At 56.0% G+C, this 18,830-nt stretch carries 19 protein-coding genes; 11 read left to right on the top strand and 8 right to left on the bottom strand.

What is annotated here, in order from left to right; genetic code table 11:
• Positions 1–98 precede the first annotated feature (98 nt).
• Both rhaA and rhaB read right to left on the bottom strand, forming a co-directional pair.
• Positions 99–1,358, bottom strand: a complete 1,260-nt coding sequence (rhaA, locus tag L462_RS05000; protein ID WP_020883965.1) for an L-rhamnose isomerase — start codon at positions 1,356–1,358, stop codon at positions 99–101.
• Complete coding sequence (rhaB, locus tag L462_RS05005) at positions 1,355–2,824, bottom strand: rhamnulokinase (RefSeq protein ID WP_032679247.1); 1,470 nt, start codon at positions 2,822–2,824, stop codon at positions 1,355–1,357. Before rhaB ends, rhaA begins: the two co-directional genes overlap by 4 nt.
• A gap of 301 nt (positions 2,825–3,125) precedes the next feature.
• Between rhaB and rhaS the strand changes: the two genes are divergently transcribed.
• A complete protein-coding gene (rhaS, locus tag L462_RS05010; RefSeq protein WP_025202747.1) occupies positions 3,126–3,962 on the top strand; it encodes an HTH-type transcriptional activator RhaS in 837 nt (278 codons plus the stop codon).
• 73 nt (positions 3,963–4,035) lie between these two features.
• Positions 4,036–4,884: an HTH-type transcriptional activator RhaR gene (rhaR, locus tag L462_RS05015; RefSeq protein WP_014172216.1), complete on the top strand. Its 849-nt coding sequence runs from the start codon at positions 4,036–4,038 to the stop codon at positions 4,882–4,884.
• Here rhaR and rhaT read toward each other — a convergent pair whose 3' ends face one another.
• Positions 4,885–5,919 (bottom strand): L-rhamnose/proton symporter RhaT, encoded by a 1,035-nt coding sequence (gene rhaT, locus L462_RS05020; protein WP_020883962.1) that lies wholly within the window; start codon positions 5,917–5,919, stop codon positions 4,885–4,887.
• A gap of 289 nt (positions 5,920–6,208) precedes the next feature.
• On the opposite strand from rhaT, the gene sodA reads away from it, so the two are divergent.
• Together sodA and yiiM are read left to right on the top strand one after the other, a co-directional pair.
• Positions 6,209–6,829: a superoxide dismutase [Mn] gene (gene sodA, locus L462_RS05025; protein WP_014833772.1), complete on the top strand. Its 621-nt coding sequence runs from the start codon at positions 6,209–6,211 to the stop codon at positions 6,827–6,829.
• Positions 6,830–6,899: 70 nt separating this feature from the next.
• On the top strand, positions 6,900–7,574 hold the full coding sequence (yiiM, locus tag L462_RS05030) for a 6-hydroxyaminopurine reductase (RefSeq protein ID WP_032679245.1): 675 nt from the start codon (positions 6,900–6,902) through the stop codon (positions 7,572–7,574).
• Positions 7,575–7,628: 54 nt separating this feature from the next.
• Here the strand turns inward: yiiM and cpxA are convergent, their stop codons facing one another.
• On the bottom strand, positions 7,629–9,002 hold the full coding sequence (gene cpxA / locus L462_RS05035; RefSeq protein ID WP_010436910.1) for an envelope stress sensor histidine kinase CpxA: 1,374 nt from the start codon (positions 9,000–9,002) through the stop codon (positions 7,629–7,631).
• Positions 8,999–9,697, bottom strand: coding sequence for an envelope stress response regulator transcription factor CpxR (gene cpxR / locus L462_RS05040; RefSeq protein ID WP_014172213.1), 699 nt, complete (start codon positions 9,695–9,697; stop codon positions 8,999–9,001). Before cpxR ends, cpxA begins: the two co-directional genes overlap by 4 nt.
• A 150-nt stretch (positions 9,698–9,847) precedes the next feature.
• Here cpxR and cpxP point away from each other — a divergent pair, with 150 nt between their 5' ends.
• From cpxP to L462_RS05070, 6 genes are all read left to right on the top strand, one after another.
• Entirely contained in the window at positions 9,848–10,354 is a 507-nt protein-coding gene (gene cpxP / locus L462_RS05045; protein ID WP_032679244.1) for a cell-envelope stress modulator CpxP, read from the top strand.
• 153 nt (positions 10,355–10,507) lie between these two features.
• Positions 10,508–11,401, top strand: a complete 894-nt coding sequence (fieF, locus tag L462_RS05050; RefSeq protein WP_020883958.1) for a CDF family cation-efflux transporter FieF — start codon at positions 10,508–10,510, stop codon at positions 11,399–11,401.
• A 173-nt stretch (positions 11,402–11,574) separates the two neighbouring features.
• Positions 11,575–12,537: a 6-phosphofructokinase gene (pfkA, locus tag L462_RS05055; RefSeq protein WP_014172210.1), complete on the top strand. Its 963-nt coding sequence runs from the start codon at positions 11,575–11,577 to the stop codon at positions 12,535–12,537.
• A 209-nt stretch (positions 12,538–12,746) separates the two neighbouring features.
• Positions 12,747–13,736 carry a sulfate ABC transporter substrate-binding protein gene (locus L462_RS05060; RefSeq protein ID WP_032679243.1) on the top strand — a complete coding sequence of 330 codons (990 nt, stop codon included), beginning with the start codon at positions 12,747–12,749 and terminating at the stop codon, positions 13,734–13,736.
• A 109-nt stretch (positions 13,737–13,845) separates the two neighbouring features.
• Entirely contained in the window at positions 13,846–14,589 is a 744-nt protein-coding gene (locus L462_RS05065) for a CDP-diacylglycerol diphosphatase (RefSeq protein ID WP_025202751.1), read from the top strand.
• 73 nt (positions 14,590–14,662) lie between these two features.
• Positions 14,663–15,967 (top strand): SLC13 family permease, encoded by a 1,305-nt coding sequence (locus L462_RS05070; RefSeq protein WP_025202752.1) that lies wholly within the window; start codon positions 14,663–14,665, stop codon positions 15,965–15,967.
• A 33-nt stretch (positions 15,968–16,000) separates the two neighbouring features.
• Here L462_RS05070 and tpiA read toward each other — a convergent pair whose 3' ends face one another.
• The gene (gene tpiA, locus L462_RS05075; RefSeq protein WP_032679242.1) at positions 16,001–16,768 is read right to left on the bottom strand and encodes a triose-phosphate isomerase; all 768 of its coding nucleotides are present in this window, start codon (positions 16,766–16,768) and stop codon (positions 16,001–16,003) included.
• Between the two features lie 111 nt (positions 16,769–16,879).
• Positions 16,880–17,476 carry a DUF1454 family protein gene (locus tag L462_RS05080; RefSeq protein ID WP_020883954.1) on the bottom strand — a complete coding sequence of 199 codons (597 nt, stop codon included), beginning with the start codon at positions 17,474–17,476 and terminating at the stop codon, positions 16,880–16,882.
• Between the two features lie 112 nt (positions 17,477–17,588).
• On the opposite strand from L462_RS05080, the gene L462_RS05085 reads away from it, so the two are divergent.
• A complete protein-coding gene (locus L462_RS05085) occupies positions 17,589–18,008 on the top strand; it encodes a DUF805 domain-containing protein (protein WP_025202755.1) in 420 nt (139 codons plus the stop codon).
• On the opposite strand, the gene fpr is transcribed toward L462_RS05085, so the two are convergent.
• Entirely contained in the window at positions 18,009–18,755 is a 747-nt protein-coding gene (gene fpr, locus L462_RS05090) for a ferredoxin--NADP(+) reductase (RefSeq protein WP_014172203.1), read from the bottom strand.
• Positions 18,756–18,830: the final 75 nt, after the last annotated feature.

The raw sequence follows: 18,830 nt of genomic DNA, 5'->3' as shown, positions 1-18,830 counted from the left end.
TCCCGTGATCGCGGTGAGCGTTTCCCTCACCCCGGCCCTCTCACACAGGGAGAGGGGGTAAAAGTGGCCTCTTCCACAGGAAGAGGGTGAGGGCATATTTATCCGCGCTGACTCAGCACGTCTTTCTCATACATCCGCACGTTATCCAGCCACTGACTGCCCGCTGGGGTGTCGTTACGCTGGCAGTACATCTCCCACACCGCCTGCCATGGCAGGGTTTTCTGCTCTTCCAGCAGCACCAGGCGCGCGGTGTAATCGCCGTTCTCTTCCAGCTGTTTCAGGGCGCTGGTGGGCTCCAGCAGCGCACGCAGCAGGGCTTTTTTCATGTTGCGGGTGCCAATCACCCAGGCTGCGATGCGGTTGATGGAGGCGTCAAAGAAGTCGAGGCCAATGTGCACGCGGTCAAACAGATCGTGGCGAATGATTTCGCTGGCAATGGCCTGGGTTTCGTCATCCAGCAGCACCACGTGGTCGCTGTCCCAGCGTACGGGACGGCTCACGTGCAGCAGCAGGCGGGGTACGTAGAGCATGGCGGCGGAGATTTTGTCGGAGATCACCTCCGTCGGGTGGAAGTGGCCGGCATCCAGGCACAGCGCGGTCTGGCGGCTGGTGGCGTACCCCATGTAAAACTCGTTCGAGCCCACGGTGTAGCTCTCCGCACCAATACCGAACAGCTTGCTCTCTACGGCGTCGATGTGGTGCGCCGGGTTCAGTTTTTCGCTGATGGCTTCATCCAGCGCCGCCAGCAGGCGTTGACGCGGGGCCAGACGGTCAACGGTGATGTCTTTCATGCCGTCCGGGATCCAGATGTTCATCACCGACGGCGTGCCGAGCTGCTCGCCAAAGTACGCGGAGACGCGGCGGCTGGCTTTTACGTGGTCAATCCAGAACTGGCGGATGTCGTCGTTCGCGTGGGCAAGGGTAAAACCGTCGGCGCTCAGCGGGTGCGAGAAGCAAGATGGGTTGAAATCCAGGCCCAGCTGGTTGGCTTTCGCCCACGCCACCCAGTTTTTAAAATGCGCAGGTTTGATCTCGTTACGCGCGACCGGCGTGTCAGATTCCAGATAGATAGCATGCAGGTTCAGCCGCTTAGGCCCCGGGATCAGGCTCAGCGCCAGCTCCAGGTCGGCGCGCAGCTCGGTGGCGTTACGCGCTTTGCCCGGATAGTTGCCGGTGGCCTGAATGCCCCCCGTCAGCGAGCCGCCCGGGTTTTCAAAACCGGCAACGTCGTCGCCCTGCCAGCAGTGCATGGAGACCGGCAGACGATCGAGCTGGCGCAGCGCCTCATCGACATCCACGCCGACGGCGGCGTAACGCTGTTTAGCCAGGTCCCAGGCTTGTTCAAGTTGAGTGGTCATGCGCAAAGCTCCTTAGTCAGTCGGTTTTGCTGAAACTGCGCCCGATAGCGGGCAATTTCATGGCAGGGATTGGGGATGAACGTGGTCAGCGTGGCGTTCGCCGACACCACCGTGCGGAAATCGTCCACGCTGGCGAGTTCGTCCAGGGTCATGAGCTGAATGCCAATATTGCCGAGCGTCGACGCTTCAATCGGGCCCGCCACCACGGTGATCCCGCAGGCATCGGCGCAGAGCTGGTTCAGAAGCTGGTTCTGGCAGCCGCCGCCGACAATATGCAGCTGAGTGAACGGCCGGCCGCGAAGGTCGGCCAGCTCGCTCAGGATCTCGGCATACAGCAGGGCGAGGCTGTCGAAAATACAGCGTGCCAGTTCTGCCGGTTTCGATGGCACGGGCTGCCCGGCGTCGACGCAGGCGGCCTGGATTTCGGCGCTCATGTCCGCCGGGTTGATAAAGCGGTCATCATTGGGATTGATCAGGAAACTGCAGGCTTTCAGTCTTTCGGTGTCGGCAATAAGCGCGGGCAGGTCGGTAATGTTCTGCTCTTTAAGCACGCGCTGGAGCAGCCACAGACCCATGATGTTCTTCAGCACGCGGTAGCGCCCCTCGGCACCGCCTTCGTTGGTGATGTTCGCGGCCAGCGCGGCATCGCTGGTGTAGGGGGTTTTGCTCTCAAAGCCCATCAGCGACCAGGTCCCGGAAGAGAGGTAGGCCGCGTCGTTACCGGCAAGCGGTGACGCAATGACGGCGCTGGCGGTATCGTGACTCGCAACCGCCACCACCGGGATCGCATTACCCTGCGGGCACATCCATTGCCCGATCACATTGCCAGGATGCGTCGGCGTGTCGAACCAGGAGGGTGAAGCCCCGGTCCAGGCCAGCAGGTGTTCATCCCAGTTATCGGAGTTGATGTTCACCAGTTGCGTGGTGGTGGCGTTGGTGTATTCCCAGTTCATGTTGCCGGTCAGGCGGTAGCTGAAGTAGTCCGGGATCAGCAGTGCATGCGCCACGCGGGGAACCAGCGCCGGCTGCTGTTCGACCAGCGCGCGCAGTTGATAGAGCGTATTGAATGGCAGGAACTGAATGCCGCTGCGGCCATAAATATTCTCTTTGCCAAGCCCGGCAATCGCACGCGCCATCAGGCCGTCGGTGCGGCTGTCGCGATAGGCTATCGGCAAACCAACGCGTTCACCGTTGCTGTCCAGCAGTACATAATCGACGCCCCAGGTATCGATGCCGATACTGTCGATACGGATCCCCGCATCGCAGACCTTCTGCAGTCCGGTGCGGATCGCTGCCTCAAGGCTGTCGATATCCCACACCTCACAGCCGTCCTGCTTTTGCAGGCAGTTAACAAAGCGGTGCATCTCGCGAAGCGAAAGCGTCTGCCGCTTGCCGTCATAAGTGGCCAGCATTACACGGCCGCTGGATGCACCGAGATCTACAGCCACGCAATGGCGAAAAGTCATGGTTGTGTCCTTCTTAAAGTCATTAGCGGTGAGTGTAAAAAAAGGAACCCATCACCACCTTCTCGCCAGTGACAGCGGTTTTCCGGGGCTGGCAAGAAAGCAAAGATGAACGTGAGGGAGTTCACAGTTTCCAGGCGTGACGGGGTTTGCAGGCAGTGTGACGCTTACCGCATTTCCTGATCTTTCAGCCTGTTTCTTGAAAAACGGACAGTTTTTGCGAGGTTTACGGTCGAAAATTTAAGGTGAGGGGGCGGGGCCTTAATTACTATTTTGAGAACATTTCTCATTGGTGGGGGCCGTTATGACCGTACTGCACAGCGTGGATTTTTTTCCTTCGGGTGGGTCGTCTGTCGCGATTGAACCGCGACTCCCTCAGGTGGCGTTTCCTGAGCATCATCATGATTTTCACGAAATTGTGATTGTTGAACACGGAACGGGGATCCATGTGTTTAACGGCCAGCCGTATACCATCAGTGGTGGGACGGTCTGCTTTGTGCGCGATCATGACCGGCACTTATATGAACATACCGACAACCTGTGCCTGACTAACGTGCTTTACCGTTCGCCCGATGCGTTCCAGTTCCTGTCCGGGCTGAACCATCTCCTGCCGCAGGAGAAGGACGGCATCTATCCTTCGCACTGGCGGGTGAATCAGTCCACGCTGCAGCAGGTGCGTCAGCTGGTGAGCCAGATGGAACAGCGCGACGAGGGACAGGAGACCCACGTCATCGCCACGCGTGAGCTGCTGTTTATGCAGCTGCTGGTGCTGCTGCGGCGCAGTAGCATGGTGGCCGGGCTGGGGAATAACGATGCGCGTTTGACTCAACTGATGGCCTGGCTGGAGGACCATTTCGCCGAGGATGTCTGCTGGGAAACGCTGGCGGATGATTTTTCGCTGTCGCTCCGGACCTTGCATCGTCAGCTGAAGCAGCAAACCGGGCTGACGCCCCAGCGCTATCTGAACCGTCTGCGCCTGATTAAAGCGCGCCATCTGCTGCGTCATACCGATGAGAGCGTCACGGATATCGCCTATCGTTGCGGTTTCGGCGACAGTAACCACTTTTCGACCCTGTTTCGCCGGGAATTTAGCTGGTCACCGCGCGATATTCGCCAGGGAAAGGACGCGTCACTGCAGTAACGCGAGGGTTGTCACCGTTTCCCGTGGGCAAAAACGCTAATAATGTCAGGTTATTTGCTGTCGAGGTGGTGTCGTGGTTGCTCAGCTAATGCTTCGCAAAGTGGATTTTTTTGCCTCCGCCGGCCAGGCCGTCGCGGTGGCGGATCGCTATCCGCAAAACGTCTTTGCCGAGCACACTCATGAGTTCTGCGAGCTGGTGCTGGTGTGGCGGGGCAATGGCTTGCATATCCTCAACGACCGGCCCTACCGCATTACGCGTGGGGATCTGTTTTACATCCGTGCTGAAGACAAACACGCCTACGCTTCGGTCAACGACCTGGTCCTGCAGAACGTGATTTACTGCCCCGACAGGCTGAAACTCAACGTCGACTGGGCGGCTTACATTCCGGGTTTTAATGATACGAAGTGCGCGGCGCACTGGCGACTGAGCAGTAACGGCATGACGCAGGTGCGACAGGTGATTTCTCAGCTGGAGCAGGAGAGCCAGAAAAGCGATCCTGAGGCTCACCAGATGGCAGAACTGCTTTTCGCCCAGCTGGTCATGACGTTGACGCGCCATCGCTACGCCATTGATAACCCGTCGGCTACCGCGCAGGAAGCCCTGCTCGATAAGCTCATTACCACCCTGGCGGGCAGCCTTAACAAAAGCTTTGTGCTGGAGAAATTCTGTGAGCAGGCGCAGTGCAGCGAGCGCGCGTTGCGCCAGCAATTCCGCACCCAGACCGGGATGACGGTGAACCACTATCTGCGCCAGCTGCGCATCTGCCATGCCCAGTACCTGCTTCAGCATACGGAACTGATGGTCAGCGATGTGGCGATGCGCTGCGGCTTTGAGGACAGTAACTATTTTTCGGTGGTCTTTAACCGCGAGGTGGGGATGACGCCGGTTCAGTGGCGTCATCGCAGTCGTAACGCGGCGTAATCAGTTCGCCATGCCGAGACCCACAATGTTGGCCGCAATAATGATCACCACGCACCCCAGACTCAGCACGCCCACCGGGCGACGCCCGGCGTTGTTCCACTCTTTCAGAAGCAGACCAACCAGCCCACCGCACAGCACGTAGAAGCTCATGTGCAGCATCCAGCTCATATAGTCATACTGCGCCGGAATACTGGCGTGACCCCACGCGTAGAAGAAGAACTGGAGATACCACATCAGCCCGCCGAGCGCCGAGAGCAGCACGTTCCCGATAATCATCTGTTTAGCCAGCGAGAAGTCGGCTTTCAGCGACAAGGTCTTCACGTTTGCCAGACGGAAAAAACAGAAACCGAGGTTAACCACCGCTCCGCCACCCATGATCACCACGTAGCTTGGCAGTGCCACGTACAGCGGGTCTACGCCCAGTGCGGCAGCAGCTTCATGCATCGGTTTGGCGGCGTTCATCGCGAATGACATGCCTGCGGAGAAGATCCCGCACATCACCGCCAGCAGCAGGCCTTTCTTCAGGTTAAACTCTTCGGCTCTGATGCCCATTTTGCGCTCTTTCAGCTGCCCTGCGCGGGTGACAATGCCCACGCCAATGACGGCCACCAGCACGCCCAGCAGCGTCATCTGGCCGCCTTTGGTGTTGATCAGCACGTCGACGTTACCGTTGAGGATCGGCGTCATCAGAGTGCCAACAATCAGCGTAATACCAATCGCGATGCCAATGCCCATCGACATGCCGAGGTAGCGCATGGTGAGGCCATAGTTAATGTTACCGACGCCCCACATGGCGCCAAAAAGAAAGACCGGCAGCAGGGTGGAGGCGTTAAAGGAGGAGAAGTAGCCCCAGAAATCCGGGAGCAGCATGGCGCTGATGGTCCAGGGAAGAATTATCCACGAGACCACACCGCCGACGGACCACATGGTTTCCCATGACCACTGTTTGACCTGTTTAAACGGGGCATAGAAACAGGCTGCACTGGCCGCGCCTATCAGATGCCAGAAAATACCCATCGTAATCGCATGATTCATGTTTACATCCTCATCGTTTTTATATGCCGGTGGCTTCCCACCAACCCGATGAGTGTAAAAATTAAGCAGTCGGGTAACCTTCGGAAGGTTGCCGCACTTTGGTTTTGAATGGCAATCAACGCGTTAACCGGGTGAGCAGACTCACAATTTCAGCAATAACCGAAAACCGAATAACCTTATAAAAACTACGGCATTGATAATCATTTTCAATATCATTTAATTAACTATAATGAACCAACTGCTTACGCGGCATTAACAGCTGTGCCGCCCGACAATAATGGAGAGGATTATGAGTTATACACTGCCATCCCTGCCGTATGCCTACGACGCACTGGAACCGCATTTCGACAAGCAGACGATGGAAATCCATCACACTAAACACCACCAGACCTATGTGAACAACGCGAACGCCGCGCTGGAAAGCCTGCCAGAGTTCGCTAGCCTGCCTGTTGAAGAGCTGATCACCAAACTGGACCAGCTGCCAGCTGACAAGAAAACCGTTCTGCGTAACAACGCAGGTGGTCACGCTAACCACAGCCTGTTCTGGAAAGGCCTGAAAACCGGTACCACCCTGCAGGGCGACCTGAAAGCGGCTATCGAGCGCGATTTCGGTTCTGTAGACAACTTCAAAGCGGAATTCGAAAAAGCCGCTGCGACCCGTTTCGGCTCTGGCTGGGCGTGGCTGGTTCTGAAAGGTGACAAACTGGCGGTTGTTTCAACGGCTAACCAGGACTCCCCGCTGATGGGTGAAGCAATCTCTGGCGCATCCGGTTTCCCTATCCTGGGTCTGGACGTGTGGGAACACGCTTACTACCTGAAATTCCAGAACCGTCGCCCGGACTACATCAAAGCCTTCTGGGACGTGGTGAACTGGGACGAAGCAGCAGCGCGTTTCGCCGCGAAAAAATAAGGTTGCATTGACGCCTGTGAGAAGCGAGTCTGATGACTCGCTTTTTTTGTATCTGCAGAAAGGAGCAGCGATGCATTTTCCGGTGAATGTCTTTACAGGCAAGGTAAGGGAGTACGACGGCAGCCGCCCGAGCGCCATCGCCAAAATTCAGGTCGACGGCGAGTTGACGTTAACCGACCTCGGGCTGGTGGGCGATGAGCAGGCCGAAAAGAAAATCCATGGCGGGCCTGACCGCGCGCTGTGCCACTATCCGCGGGAACACTATCAGCACTGGATAACCGAGTTTCCCGAACAGGCGGATATGTTTGTCGCGCCAGCGTTTGGTGAGAATCTCTCAACGGAAGGGCTGACCGAGAAAAACGTCTTTATCGGCGATATCTACCGCTGGGGCGATGCCCTGATTCAGGTGACGCAGCCGCGCTCGCCGTGCTTCAAACTAAACTATCATTTCGGCATCAGCGACATGTCTGCCCGGCTGCAGAGCGCGGGTAAAACGGGCTGGTTATATCGGGTGGTGCTGGCAGGTCAGGTATCGGCAGATGCGCCGCTGGTGCTGGCATCGCGCCTGAGTGATGTCTCGGTATATGACGCCTGCGCGATCGCTTGGCATATGCCGTTTGATGACGACCAGTACCATCGGCTTTTGTCCGCTGCAGGGCTGTCCACGAGCTGGACCCGAACGATGCAGAAACGCCGTTTAAGTAGCAAGATCGAAGATAATTCGCGGAGATTGTGGGGGAAATAGTTTCCCCGCAGAAGAGGCAAGCCGGGTCAGCGATACCGCCGCCCGGCTAAACGGCTACGAACGTTTATACAACGGCAGCCACAGCGTTAACCGCAACCCACCCAGCGGGCTGTCGTCGGCTTTCACCCAGCCGCGATGCTGCTGCATGGCGGTTTCCACAATCGCCAGACCCAACCCCGTGCCGCCAGATTCACGGTCACGCGCCTCATCGGTACGGTAGAACGGACGGAAAATCTGTTCGCGGTCTTCCGGGCTTACCCCAGGACCATCGTCATCAACGATGATGGTGATCCCGTCTTTATCCACCGAGAAGGCTACTTCAATCTTCGTGTGCGAATAGCGCAGGGCGTTACGCACGATGTTCTCCAGCGCGCTTTCCAGCGTGTTGGGGTTACCGTACAGCGGCCATGGCCCTGGCGGGAAGTTGACGGTAAAGGATTTCCCCATCTGCTCCGCTTCGAACGCCGCGTTATCCAGCACTTCATGCCATAGGTGGTTGGCTTTCACCGTTTCGCTCACCAGCGCATTTTTCTGCTGATTGCGCGACATGACCAGCAGGTCGTTAATCATGCTGTCCAGACGATGCGCTTCCGTTTCAATACGTTCCAGCTCTTTGCTCTCACCGCTGCGGCGACGCAGCAGCGCGGTGCCGAGCTGTAAGCGCGTGAGCGGCGTGCGCAGCTCGTGCGAGATATCCGACAGCAGGCGTTGCTGTGCCGTCATCATACGGTCGAGGGCGCTCACCATCTGGTTAAAACTGGTCCCGGCGGCAAGGAACTCCTGTGGACCGGCTTCCAGTTCAGGGTGTTGTCGCAGGTTACCCTGCGCCACTTCGTCCGCCGCGTTTTTCAGCTTACGCGCCGGTTTCGCCAGACTCCACGCCAGCCACAGCAGCAGCGGTGAGCTAACCAGCATGGTGACAATCAGCAACAGAAGCGGACGGTCAAACAGCAGGTTGATGAAATCGGACTGGGAGTTGCTCGCCGGGCGGATCAGGTAAAGCTGGTAATTATCCTCGCCATCTCTGACGGAGAAGGGGCCCACCATCTCAACCCGACCGTATTTTTTCTTCTGAGGATGGTCGGCGTTATCCGCCTGACCAATGAAGTTACGGATGATCTGCATTTCATTGCGATCGGCGCCAATCACGCGCCCTTCGCTGGTCACCAGCAACAGGCGCTGTCCTGGCGGTGCCCATTTGTCGATAGCGCGAAACAGCCTGCGCCACCACATTAAATCGTTCGGCGGGTCGTTTGCCAGCTCGGCTTCCACGTGCTGCTCGATCATCACGCCCTGACGTTGCTCGCTGTCGAGAAGCTCCGTCATCTGGCGTGAGTCGAGTTTTGGCAACATCAAAACGAGCATTAAAACCAGTGCCAGCGTCAGCCAGAAAATGGCGAAGATGCGGGCTGTTAAGCTTCCTATCATGAAGCGGAAACCATCAGATAACCGCGACCACGCAGGGTTTTAAACCACGGGTGCCCGTCCTTGCGTTCCGGCAGCTTGCGGCGCAGGTTCGAGATATGCATATCGATGGCGCGATCAAACGGGGTGAGGCGTTTGCCGAGCACTTCCTGGCTCAAATGTTCACGCGATACCACCTGGCCGAGGTGCTGGGCCAGCAGGTACAGCAGGGTGAACTCGGTGCCAGTCAGTTCCAGCGTTTCACCGTCAAAACTCGCTTCCTGACGGCCCGGATTCAGGCTCAGGGAGTCGACTTCCAGCGTCGGTGAACTGTTGTCGCTGTTCTGCTGCTGTTCGCTCCAGTGAGAGCGACGCAGGATAGCGCGAATACGGGCAACCAGTTCACGGTCGTTAAACGGCTTTGGTAAATAGTCATCCGCGCCCAGCTCAAGGCCAAGTACACGGTCAAGTTCGCTGCCGCGAGCGGTCAGCATAATTACGGGCGTCTGGTGTGTCTGGCGAAGCTCTTTCAACGTATCAATGCCGTTTTTCTTCGGCATCATAACGTCGAGCAAAAGTAAATCGATGCTGTCGTCAAGGAGACTCAGCGCCTGCTCGCCATCATGGGCAACCAGAACGTTGAAACCTTCCATGTCGAGCAACTCCTTTAAAAGGGATGTGAGCTCTCGGTCATCATCAACTAACAGGATTTTATTCATTGTTTAAATACCTCCGAGGCAGAAATTACGACATCAAGGCTATCTAATCCATGACTTTACGTTGTTTTACACCCCCTGACGCATGTTTGCAGCCTGAATCGTAGACTGTCTCTCGTTGAATCGCGACACGAAAGATTTTGGGAGCAAGTGATGCGCAAAGTTACCGCTGCCGTCATGGCCTCAACGCTGGCGTTCAGTACATTAAGCCAGGCCGCTGTAGCTATCCCCGGCGATAACGGGCCCTCAACGGAGGGGGCAACGCAGCACAGCAGCCAAAGCCATATGTTTGATGGCATAAGTTTAACCGAACATCAGCGTCAACAGATGCGAGATCTGATGCAGAGGGCACGACACGACCAGCCCCCTGTTAATGTTAGCGAAATGGAGACAATGCACCGCCTTGTCACCGCAGAAAAATTTGACGAAAGCGCTGTACGCGCTCAGGCCGAAAAAATGGCACAGGAGCAGGTTGCCCGCCAGGTAGAGATGGCGAAGGTCCGCAACCAGATGTTCCACCTGCTAACGCCCGAGCAGCAAGCGGTTTTGAACACAAAACATCAGCAGCGAATGGACCAGTTGCGTGAGGTTGCACGGATGCAGCGAAGCTCAGAAACAACGTTTTTCAGTAGCAATAGCAGTACCCGTAGTAACCAGTAAACCCTGTTTTCCTTGCCATAGACACCATCCCTGTCTTCCCCCACATGATGTGGGGGTTTTTTTTGCCCTTCATTCTGCTTTGTTAACCGTTTATTCATCCTTTGACTCCCCATGCTTCCGTTATACTAGCGGCATGACATGACAGGAGCGTTTATGAATCAATCCTATGGAAGACTGGTAAGTCGGGCAGCGATTGCAGCGACTATCGTGGCTTCAAGCCTGTTAGTGATTAAAATTTTTGCGTGGTGGTATACCGGCTCAGTCAGTATTCTCGCGGCGCTGGTGGACTCGTTGATGGATATTGCCGCCTCGCTGACGAACCTGCTGGTTGTGCGTTACTCGCTGCAACCGGCGGATGAAGAACACACGTTTGGGCACGGGAAAGCCGAATCGCTGGCCGCGCTGGCGCAAAGCATGTTTATTTCCGGCTCCGCGCTGTTTCTGTTTTTAACCGGTATTCAGCATCTCGTCTCGCCGTCACCGATGAACGATCCCGGCGTGGGCGTGGTCGTGACGATTGTGGCACTTATATGCACACTTGTTCTGGTAACGTTCCAGCGCTGGGTTGTTCGCAAAACGCAAAGCCAGGCTGTACGGGCGGATATGCTTCATTATCAATCTGATGTTATGATGAATGGCGCTATTCTTATTGCGCTCGGTCTGGCCTGGTATGGCTGGCATCGGGCCGATGCGTTGTTTGCGTTAGGGATTGGCATCTATATTTTATATAGCGCCTTACGGATGGGGTATGAAGCGGTGCAATCGCTTCTGGACCGCGCCCTCCCGGACTCAGAACGTAATGAAATTTTTTCTATCGTGACCTCCTGGCCTGGTGTCAGAGGTGCACACGATCTTCGAACGCGGCAGTCAGGGCCGACCCGCTTTATTCAGATTCATATTGAAATGGAAGACAACCTGCCACTGGTTCAGGCTCACGTTATTGCTGAGCAGGTCGAGCAGGCGATTTTGCAGCGTTTTCCTGGTTCAGACGTCATTATTCACCAGGATCCCTGCTCGGTTGTACCCGGACATGTTGAGCTTTCGTAATTGGTTGTAAAAAAGTGAGCCAGGCCAGCATTTTGTGTATAAATTACCGCCATTTGGTCTGACCTGAATCAATTCAGCTGGAAGTGATTGATATACTATTTGCAGTATTCGTTGGTCGATAAATTCTTCCGGCAACAGATTTCAATTTTGCATTCCTAAGTTCAGAGGTAGTCATGATTAAGAAAATCGGTGTGTTGACAAGCGGCGGTGATGCGCCGGGCATGAACGCGGCAATTCGTGGGGTTGTCCGTTCAGCGCTGACGGAAGGCCTGGAAGTTTTTGGTATCTATGATGGTTATCTGGGCCTGTATGAAGATCGCATGGTTCAGCTCGACCGTTACAGCGTGTCCGACATGATCAACCGTGGCGGTACCTTCCTCGGTTCTGCGCGCTTCCCGGAATTCCGTGATGAACACGTCCGTGAAGTGGCTATTGAGAACATGAAAAAACGTGGCCTCGACGCACTGGTTGTTATTGGTGGTGACGGCTCGTACATGGGTGCAAAACGTCTGACTGAAATGGGCTTCCCGTGCATCGGGCTGCCGGGTACGATCGACAACGACATCAAAGGCACTGACTACACCATCGGTTATTTCACCGCACTGGGCACCGTTGTTGAAGCGATTGACCGCCTGCGCGACACCTCTTCTTCCCACCAGCGTATCTCCATCGTGGAAGTGATGGGCCGTTACTGTGGTGACCTGACGCTGGCTGCGGCCATCGCCGGCGGTTGTGAGTTCGTGGTGGTTCCGGAAGTGGAATTCAGCCGTGAAGATCTGGTGGCTGAAATCAAAGCGGGTATCGCAAAAGGCAAGAAACACGCCATCGTAGCCATCACCGAGCATATCTGTGACGTTGACGAGCTGGCGAAGTACATCGAAACCGAAACCAAACGTGAAACGCGCGCTACCGTTCTGGGCCACATCCAGCGTGGGGGTTCCCCGGGTCCATACGACCGCATCCTGGCATCACGTATGGGTGCATACGCCATTGAACTGCTGCTGCAGGGTCATGGCGGTCGTTGCGTGGGTATTCAGAACGAAAAACTGGTTCACCATGACATCATCGACGCCATTGAAAACATGAAGCGTCCGTTCAAGGGTGACTGGCTGGACTGCGCAAAAAAACTGTACTGAGCGGTGACTTTCCCCCGGTCGCGCTGAGTTAACCGGGTCCGCAGTCCACGCTCATAAAGACCGGGTAAGGCGATATCGCCGCCCGGCTTTTTTATGCCTGCTCGTTTTTTATTCCTCTACGTTATAGCCAATCTTTTTTTATTCTTTAATCATTGGTTAGCTTTCTGGCACGCTGCAAGCATCAAAACACTACACAAGAGATCCGGGCGATGAATAAATGGGGCGTGGGGTTAACATTATTGCTGGCATCGACCAGCGTTCTGGCTAAGGACATCCAGTTACTGAACGTGTCATACGACCCGACGCGTGAGCTGTACGAGCAGTACAACAAAGCCTTCGCGGCACACTGGAAACAGGAAACCGGCGACAACGTGGTGGTGCGTCAGTCGCATGGTGGCTCCGGTAAGCAGGCGACCTCGGTAATCAACGGGATTGAAGCCGACGTGGTTACCCTGGCGCTGGCCTATGACGTCGACGCCATCGCCGAGCGTGGGCGTATCGATAAAAACTGGATCAAACGCCTGCCAGACAACTCAGCGCCTTACACCTCGACCATTGTTTTCCTGGTGCGTAAGGGCAACCCAAAACAAATTCATGACTGGAACGATCTGGTTAAGCCGGGCGTTTCCATTATCACCCCGAACCCGAAAAGCTCGGGTGGCGCACGCTGGAACTACCTGGCGGCCTGGGGCTACGCGCTGCATCACAACAACGGTGACCAGGCGAAAGCCCAGGCGTTCGTGAAAGCGCTGTATAAAAACGTTGAGGTGCTGGACTCTGGCGCACGCGGTGCCACGAATACCTTCGTTGAGCGTGGGATTGGCGACGTGCTGATCGCATGGGAAAACGAAGCCCTGCTCGCCACCCACGAACTGGGTAAAGACAAGTTCGAGATCGTTACGCCAGGCGAATCTATCCTCGCTGAACCTACCGTTTCTGTGGTTGATAAAGTGGTTGAGAAGAAAGAGACCAAAACGGTGGCGGAAGCGTACCTGAAGTATCTCTACTCGCCAGAAGGCCAGGAAATTGCGGCGAAAAACTACTATCGTCCACGCGATCCGGCAGTGGCGAAGAAATATGAAAGCGTCTTCCCGAAACTGAAGCTTTTCACCATTGATGAAGAGTTCGGCGGCTGGGCGAAAGCGCAGAAAGAGCACTTCTCTAACGGCGGAACTTTCGACCAGATCAGCAAGCGCTAAACGTTAGCAGGACAGACACGGTGACCCGGCGCGAGAAATCCGCCGGGTTTTTTATTTGGTCATCATTTTGCGTTACTCTTTCGCCACTATCGAAAACAGGGAACGCATTGTGAAAAAAATACTATTACTGATTCTGGTTGTCATCATTCTTGCCGCGGGTGGCTGGTACTGGATGAAAGCGGGTAATCCGAATGCGTTGCGTCATATCGTTCTCGACCAGTGTCTGCCGAATCAACTCCAGCACCGTAACCCGGCCCCGTGCGCGCAGGTGAAGCCTGATGCGGGTTATGTGGTGTTTAAAGACCGCAACGGGCCGCTGCAGTATCTCCTGATGCCGACTTACCGTATCAAAGGAACCGAAAGCCCGCTGTTGACCGAACCGAATACGCCCAACTTCTTCTGGCTGGCCTGGCAGTCACGCAACTTTATGAGCATGAAGCGCGGGGCCGAGGTGCCGGACAGCGCAATTTCGCTCACCATTAACTCCCCGACAGGCCGTACGCAGAACCATTTTCATATCCATATCTCCTGCCTGCGCCCGGACGTGCGCGAGAAGCTTAATGCCGCGCAGGGGCAAATCAGTACCCAGTGGTTACCGTTCCCGGGCGGGCTGGAAGGGCATGAGTACCTCGCCCGTCGCGTGACGGAAAATGAGCTGGTACAGCGCAGTCCGTTTATGATGCTGGCTGAAGAGCTGCCGGAAGCGCGTGACCATATGGGGCGCTTCGCGCTGGCCATGGCGCAGCAGTCGGATGGATCGTTTGTCTTACTGGCGACCGAACGTAACTTGCTGACCCTGAATCGCGCGTCGGCTGAGGAATTGCAGGATCATCAATGCGATATCCTGAAGTGATATCACCATAAATAGCGTTTACTCGTCCTGCCTGTCGCCGTAGACTTGCTGAAAAAAACGACAGGAGACAGGAATGTCGCTCTGGTTAACGCATCCTCTGTTTGTGCCCTCATTGATAGTCGGCGTCACCATCGTGCTGTGGGCGACGTCGCTATTGCCGGAATTTATCACCGCACTGCTGTTTTTCACGGCGGCGATGACCGCCAGAATCGCCCCGGCGGAGGTGATTTTTGGTGGTTTTGCCTCGTCTGCATTCTGGTTAGTGTTTAGCGGCTTCGTGCTGGGGGTGGCAATCCGTAAAACCGGTCTGGCGGACAGGGCCGCACGGGCACTGTCGGCAAAACTCACGGATTCGTGGGTATTGATGGTGGCAAGCGTGGTGGGGCTGAGCTACGCGCTGGCGTTTGTGATGCCGTCGAATATGGGCCGTATCGCGCTGCTGATGCCGATTGTCGCCGCCATGGCCAAAAGGGCCGCCATCCCCGACGGTTCCCGCGCGTGGTATGGCCTGGCGCTGGCCGTCGGGTTCGGAACCTTCCAGCTCTCGGCGACCATCCTGCCTGCCAACGTGCCGAATCTGGTGATGAGTGGCGCCGCGGAGGGCTCGTACGGGATCCATCTGAACTATGTCCCGTATCTGCTGCTGCATACACCCGTCCTCGGGATCCTGAAAGGGGGCATTCTGATCGGCCTGATCTGCTGGTTGTTCCCCGGCAGCCCGAAACCGGCCACCGATCTTACGCCGTCTGAACCGATGGGGCGGGATGAAAAACGTCTCGCCTGGCTGCTGGCGGTGGTGCTGGGGATGTGGGTGACAGAGAGCTGGCACGGCGTTGGACCGGCGTGGACGGGCCTTGCGGCGTCGGTCATCGTCATGCTGCCACGCGTTGGGTTTATCACCGGTGAAGAGTTTTCTGCTGGAGTGAACATGCGCACCTGCATTTACGTGGCGGGGATTCTCGGGCTGGCGATTGTGGTGACCCAAACGGGTATCGGTTCCGCGGTGGGGGAGGCGTTATTGCGGATTATGCCGCTTGATGCCAACAGACCGTTCACCAGCTTCCTGGCGCTTACCGGTATTACCACGGCGCTCAACTTCATTATGACCGCGAACGGTGTACCGGCGTTGTATACCACGCTGGCACAGAGTTTTTCGGACGCCACCGGTTTCCCGCTGTTGTCGGTGATCATGATTCAGGTACTGGGGTATTCCACGCCGCTGCTGCCGTATCAGGCGTCGCCGATTGTGGTGGCAATGGGTTTAGGGAAGGTGCCTGCAAAGGCGGGGATGTTGCTCTGTCTGGCGCTGGCGATTGCAACGTATCTGGTGCTGCTGCCGCTGGATTATCTGTGGTTTAGCGTGCTGGGGAAAGTGTAATTTCCCTCCCCGGTGGGGGAGGGAAGTCGGTTTTTACGCCTGTTTAGCCGCTTCTGCTGCTTTAACGATCACCGCGAAAGCGTCAGCTTTCAGGGATGCACCGCCAACCAGCGCGCCATCGATGTCTGGCTGGGTGAACAGCTCAGCAGCGTTGGATGCGTTAACGGAACCGCCGTACTGAATAATTACCTGCTCAGCCACTTTCGCATCCGCTTTAGCAATGTGGTCACGGATAAATTTGTGAACCGCCTGTGCCTGCGCAGGGGTCGCTGATTTGCCGGTACCGATCGCCCAGACTGGTTCGTACGCGATAACCGCGCCTTCGAATGCGGCAGCACCCTGTGTTTTCAGCACGGCGTCGATCTGACGAGCACACACTTCTTCCGTTTTGCCTGCTTCGTTTTCGGCTTCGGTTTCACCGATGCACAGAACCGGGATCAGACCCTGCTCTTTCAGCACCGAGAATTTCTTCGCGATAAATTCGTCGGATTCTTTGTGGTAAGTGCGACGCTCAGAGTGGCCGATGATGATGTATTTCGCGCCGATATCTTTCAGCATTTCAGCAGAGGTTTCACCGGTGAATGCGCCTGACAGGTTAACGTCAACGTTCTGTGCGCCCAGAATGATGTGGCTGCCGTCAGCGGCATGTTTAGCCAGATCCAGGTACATATCCGGCGGAGCGATAGCAACCGCGCAGCCCGTCACGCCCGCCAGCTCTTTACGCAGGTTCGCAACCAGTTCGTTTACCATGTGGCGGCTGCCGTTCAGTTTCCAGTTACCCATCACTAAAGGATGTCGCATTTCAATTCTCCACGCTAAATTAGCGAATTAAGGAATATGGCCGCCCTGTCGGGCAGCATGGTCTGTGAATCAGTATAGAGATTTTCCCTCGAAAGGCTTTGCTTTTTGTCATTAATTCGCCCCGCCGAGTGTGTCTGATAGTGCCAGCTTAATCGGTTCAACAGCGAAGGTCAGTCCTTTTTCACCGTTATCTGCCACCACATAGCGTATGGCCCCTTCGGTATCGGCGTAGTAACGCTTGTTTTTACCGGCGGTGAGAAGTTTTTGCAGCTTTTGCTGGCTTTGCTTTTTGGTCAGCGCGGGCGTAAAAGCCTGCAGTATCGCGCTCATGTACTCGAGCGCTTTTGCCTTAGCGGCTTTCTGCTCTGGCCCCTGAATCGGCAGCCAGGTTATCTGCATGCTTTTGATTTTTAGCGTGCCGCGCTCCAGCGCAGTGGAGGCATATAAATTCTCGTTAATCTTGCTCGCAGCCCGGGTCAGGGTTGGCGTATCCCGGGAGCTGTCAATGGCGCGGAATTCATCCAGCGGTAGCGTGGGGTTGGTTTTATTGAAGGTTTCACGAAACTGGCTGATTGACTGATCGAACGAGGGCGCACCTGCCAGCAGATAGGGGGCTGTCGTCGGGGCAGTGGTTTCGGCGGCGTGCAGGGGAACACCCGCGATGAGCATCGCTAAACACAGGAAAAGAGAACGTGCCGAACTTTTCATCAACATTGCCCCTGGCCGTAAGTGTTCATGATTAAATCGATATCTGGTCGGCTTGTCAAAAGGTCACAACTCCAGGGTAAAATGCGCGCTATATGATAATAAGGAACCTTACATGACCATACAGCAGTGGTTGTTTTCATTCAAAGGGCGTATTGGACGCCGTGACTTCTGGATCTGGATGGCGACGTGGATCGTTGCCATGCTGCTTCTGTTTTTCGTGGCCTTCAACGCATGGCTCAGCACACAAACGGCGGCGTTTGCGCTGGTCTGTTTACTGTGGCCAACTGCGGCCGTGGTGGTGAAACGTCTGCACGATCGCGGCCGTTCCGGCGCGTGGGCTTTTCTGATTATTCTGGCGTGGATGCTGGTGGCCGGGAACTGGTCGATACTTCCGTCCATCCTTCCCTGGGTGGTGGGCAGACTGCTACCAACCATTATTTTTGTCATGATGGTGGTCGATCTGGGCGCGTTTATCGGCACCCAGAGCGAAAACAAATACGGCAAAGACACCCTTGAGGTGAAATACCGCTGATCACCAGTAGTGTTCGGCAGTCATATGGCCCGGCCGGCGGCGAAGATGTTTCGTCATCTGCCGGGTATCCTTCAGAAGCTGCTGCGTGTCGCGAACCATCTGCGGGTTGCCACACAGCATGACGTGGCTGGTTTCAGCGCTCATCGGCAAGCCAATTGCGTCTTCCAGTGCACCACTCTCAATCAATGCCGGCACGCGGCCCGTCAGTGAACCTGCTGCGGTTTCGCGGCTGACCACGGTCTGAATTTTCAGTTTCCCGCCGTACTGCTTTTCCAGCGCCTGCATCTGCGGAAGATAGCTCAAGTCTGCGGCATAGCGCGCGGCGTGAACCAGCACGATGTTTTTAAAGCGCTCAAGGTCTTTGCCGTACTGCAAAATAGAGAGATAGGGGCCAATGGCCGTGCCGGTTGCCAGCATCCAGAGGGTGTCGCAGTCCGGGATTTCGTCCAGCACGAAGAAACCGGCCGCTTCACTCACAATTTGCACATCGTCACCGGGCTTAAGCGCGGCAAGGCGTGGGCTGAGTTTGCCGTCCGGGACGGTGACCAGATAGAACTCGAGATCCGGGTTATCGGGGGCATTAACGTAGGAATAGGCGCGCTGCACGCGCTCGCCGTCAACATCCAGTCCCAGCTTCGCAAATTGCCCGGCCGTAAACGGGTGGACGGGAGCATGCAGGGTGAGACTAAATAGCGCATCGGTCCAGAACTGTATCTTTGTGACTTTACCTGTTACCCAGTCCGCCATGATCTTCTCCTGTGCTTTTTCTCTGTTCTATCTTCCGGACTTGTGGTGAAGATTTCCAGCCCATATGGGCCGGAA

The sequence above is a fragment of the Enterobacter sp. BIDMC 26 genome, assembly GCF_000534435.1.
Taxonomy (GTDB): domain Bacteria; phylum Pseudomonadota; class Gammaproteobacteria; order Enterobacterales; family Enterobacteriaceae; genus Enterobacter; species Enterobacter ludwigii.
The sequence above is the reverse complement of the archived record's forward strand: the minus strand, read 5'-3'. Positions and strand labels throughout refer to the sequence as shown.

Excerpts from the sequence above, each read along its gene's own strand:
- rhaA (WP_020883965.1), bottom strand. The coding sequence starts at position 1,358 with ATGACCACTCAACTTGAACAAGCCTGGGACCTGGCTAAACAGCGTTAC.
- rhaB (WP_032679247.1), bottom strand. The coding sequence starts at position 2,824 with ATGACTTTTCGCCATTGCGTGGCTGTAGATCTCGGTGCATCCAGCGGC.
- rhaS (WP_025202747.1), top strand. The coding sequence starts at position 3,126 with ATGACCGTACTGCACAGCGTGGATTTTTTTCCTTCGGGTGGGTCGTCT.
- rhaT (WP_020883962.1), bottom strand. The coding sequence starts at position 5,919 with ATGAATCATGCGATTACGATGGGTATTTTCTGGCATCTGATAGGCGCG.
- sodA (WP_014833772.1), top strand. The coding sequence starts at position 6,209 with ATGAGTTATACACTGCCATCCCTGCCGTATGCCTACGACGCACTGGAA.
- yiiM (WP_032679245.1), top strand. The coding sequence starts at position 6,900 with ATGCATTTTCCGGTGAATGTCTTTACAGGCAAGGTAAGGGAGTACGAC.
- cpxA (WP_010436910.1), bottom strand. The coding sequence starts at position 9,002 with ATGATAGGAAGCTTAACAGCCCGCATCTTCGCCATTTTCTGGCTGACG.
- cpxR (WP_014172213.1), bottom strand. The coding sequence starts at position 9,697 with ATGAATAAAATCCTGTTAGTTGATGATGACCGAGAGCTCACATCCCTT.
- cpxP (WP_032679244.1), top strand. The coding sequence starts at position 9,848 with ATGCGCAAAGTTACCGCTGCCGTCATGGCCTCAACGCTGGCGTTCAGT.
- fieF (WP_020883958.1), top strand. The coding sequence starts at position 10,508 with ATGAATCAATCCTATGGAAGACTGGTAAGTCGGGCAGCGATTGCAGCG.
- pfkA (WP_014172210.1), top strand. The coding sequence starts at position 11,575 with ATGATTAAGAAAATCGGTGTGTTGACAAGCGGCGGTGATGCGCCGGGC.
- L462_RS05060 (WP_032679243.1), top strand. The coding sequence starts at position 12,747 with ATGAATAAATGGGGCGTGGGGTTAACATTATTGCTGGCATCGACCAGC.
- L462_RS05070 (WP_025202752.1), top strand. The coding sequence starts at position 14,663 with ATGTCGCTCTGGTTAACGCATCCTCTGTTTGTGCCCTCATTGATAGTC.
- tpiA (WP_032679242.1), bottom strand. The coding sequence starts at position 16,768 with ATGCGACATCCTTTAGTGATGGGTAACTGGAAACTGAACGGCAGCCGC.
- L462_RS05080 (WP_020883954.1), bottom strand. The coding sequence starts at position 17,476 with ATGAAAAGTTCGGCACGTTCTCTTTTCCTGTGTTTAGCGATGCTCATC.
- L462_RS05085 (WP_025202755.1), top strand. The coding sequence starts at position 17,589 with ATGACCATACAGCAGTGGTTGTTTTCATTCAAAGGGCGTATTGGACGC.
- fpr (WP_014172203.1), bottom strand. The coding sequence starts at position 18,755 with ATGGCGGACTGGGTAACAGGTAAAGTCACAAAGATACAGTTCTGGACC.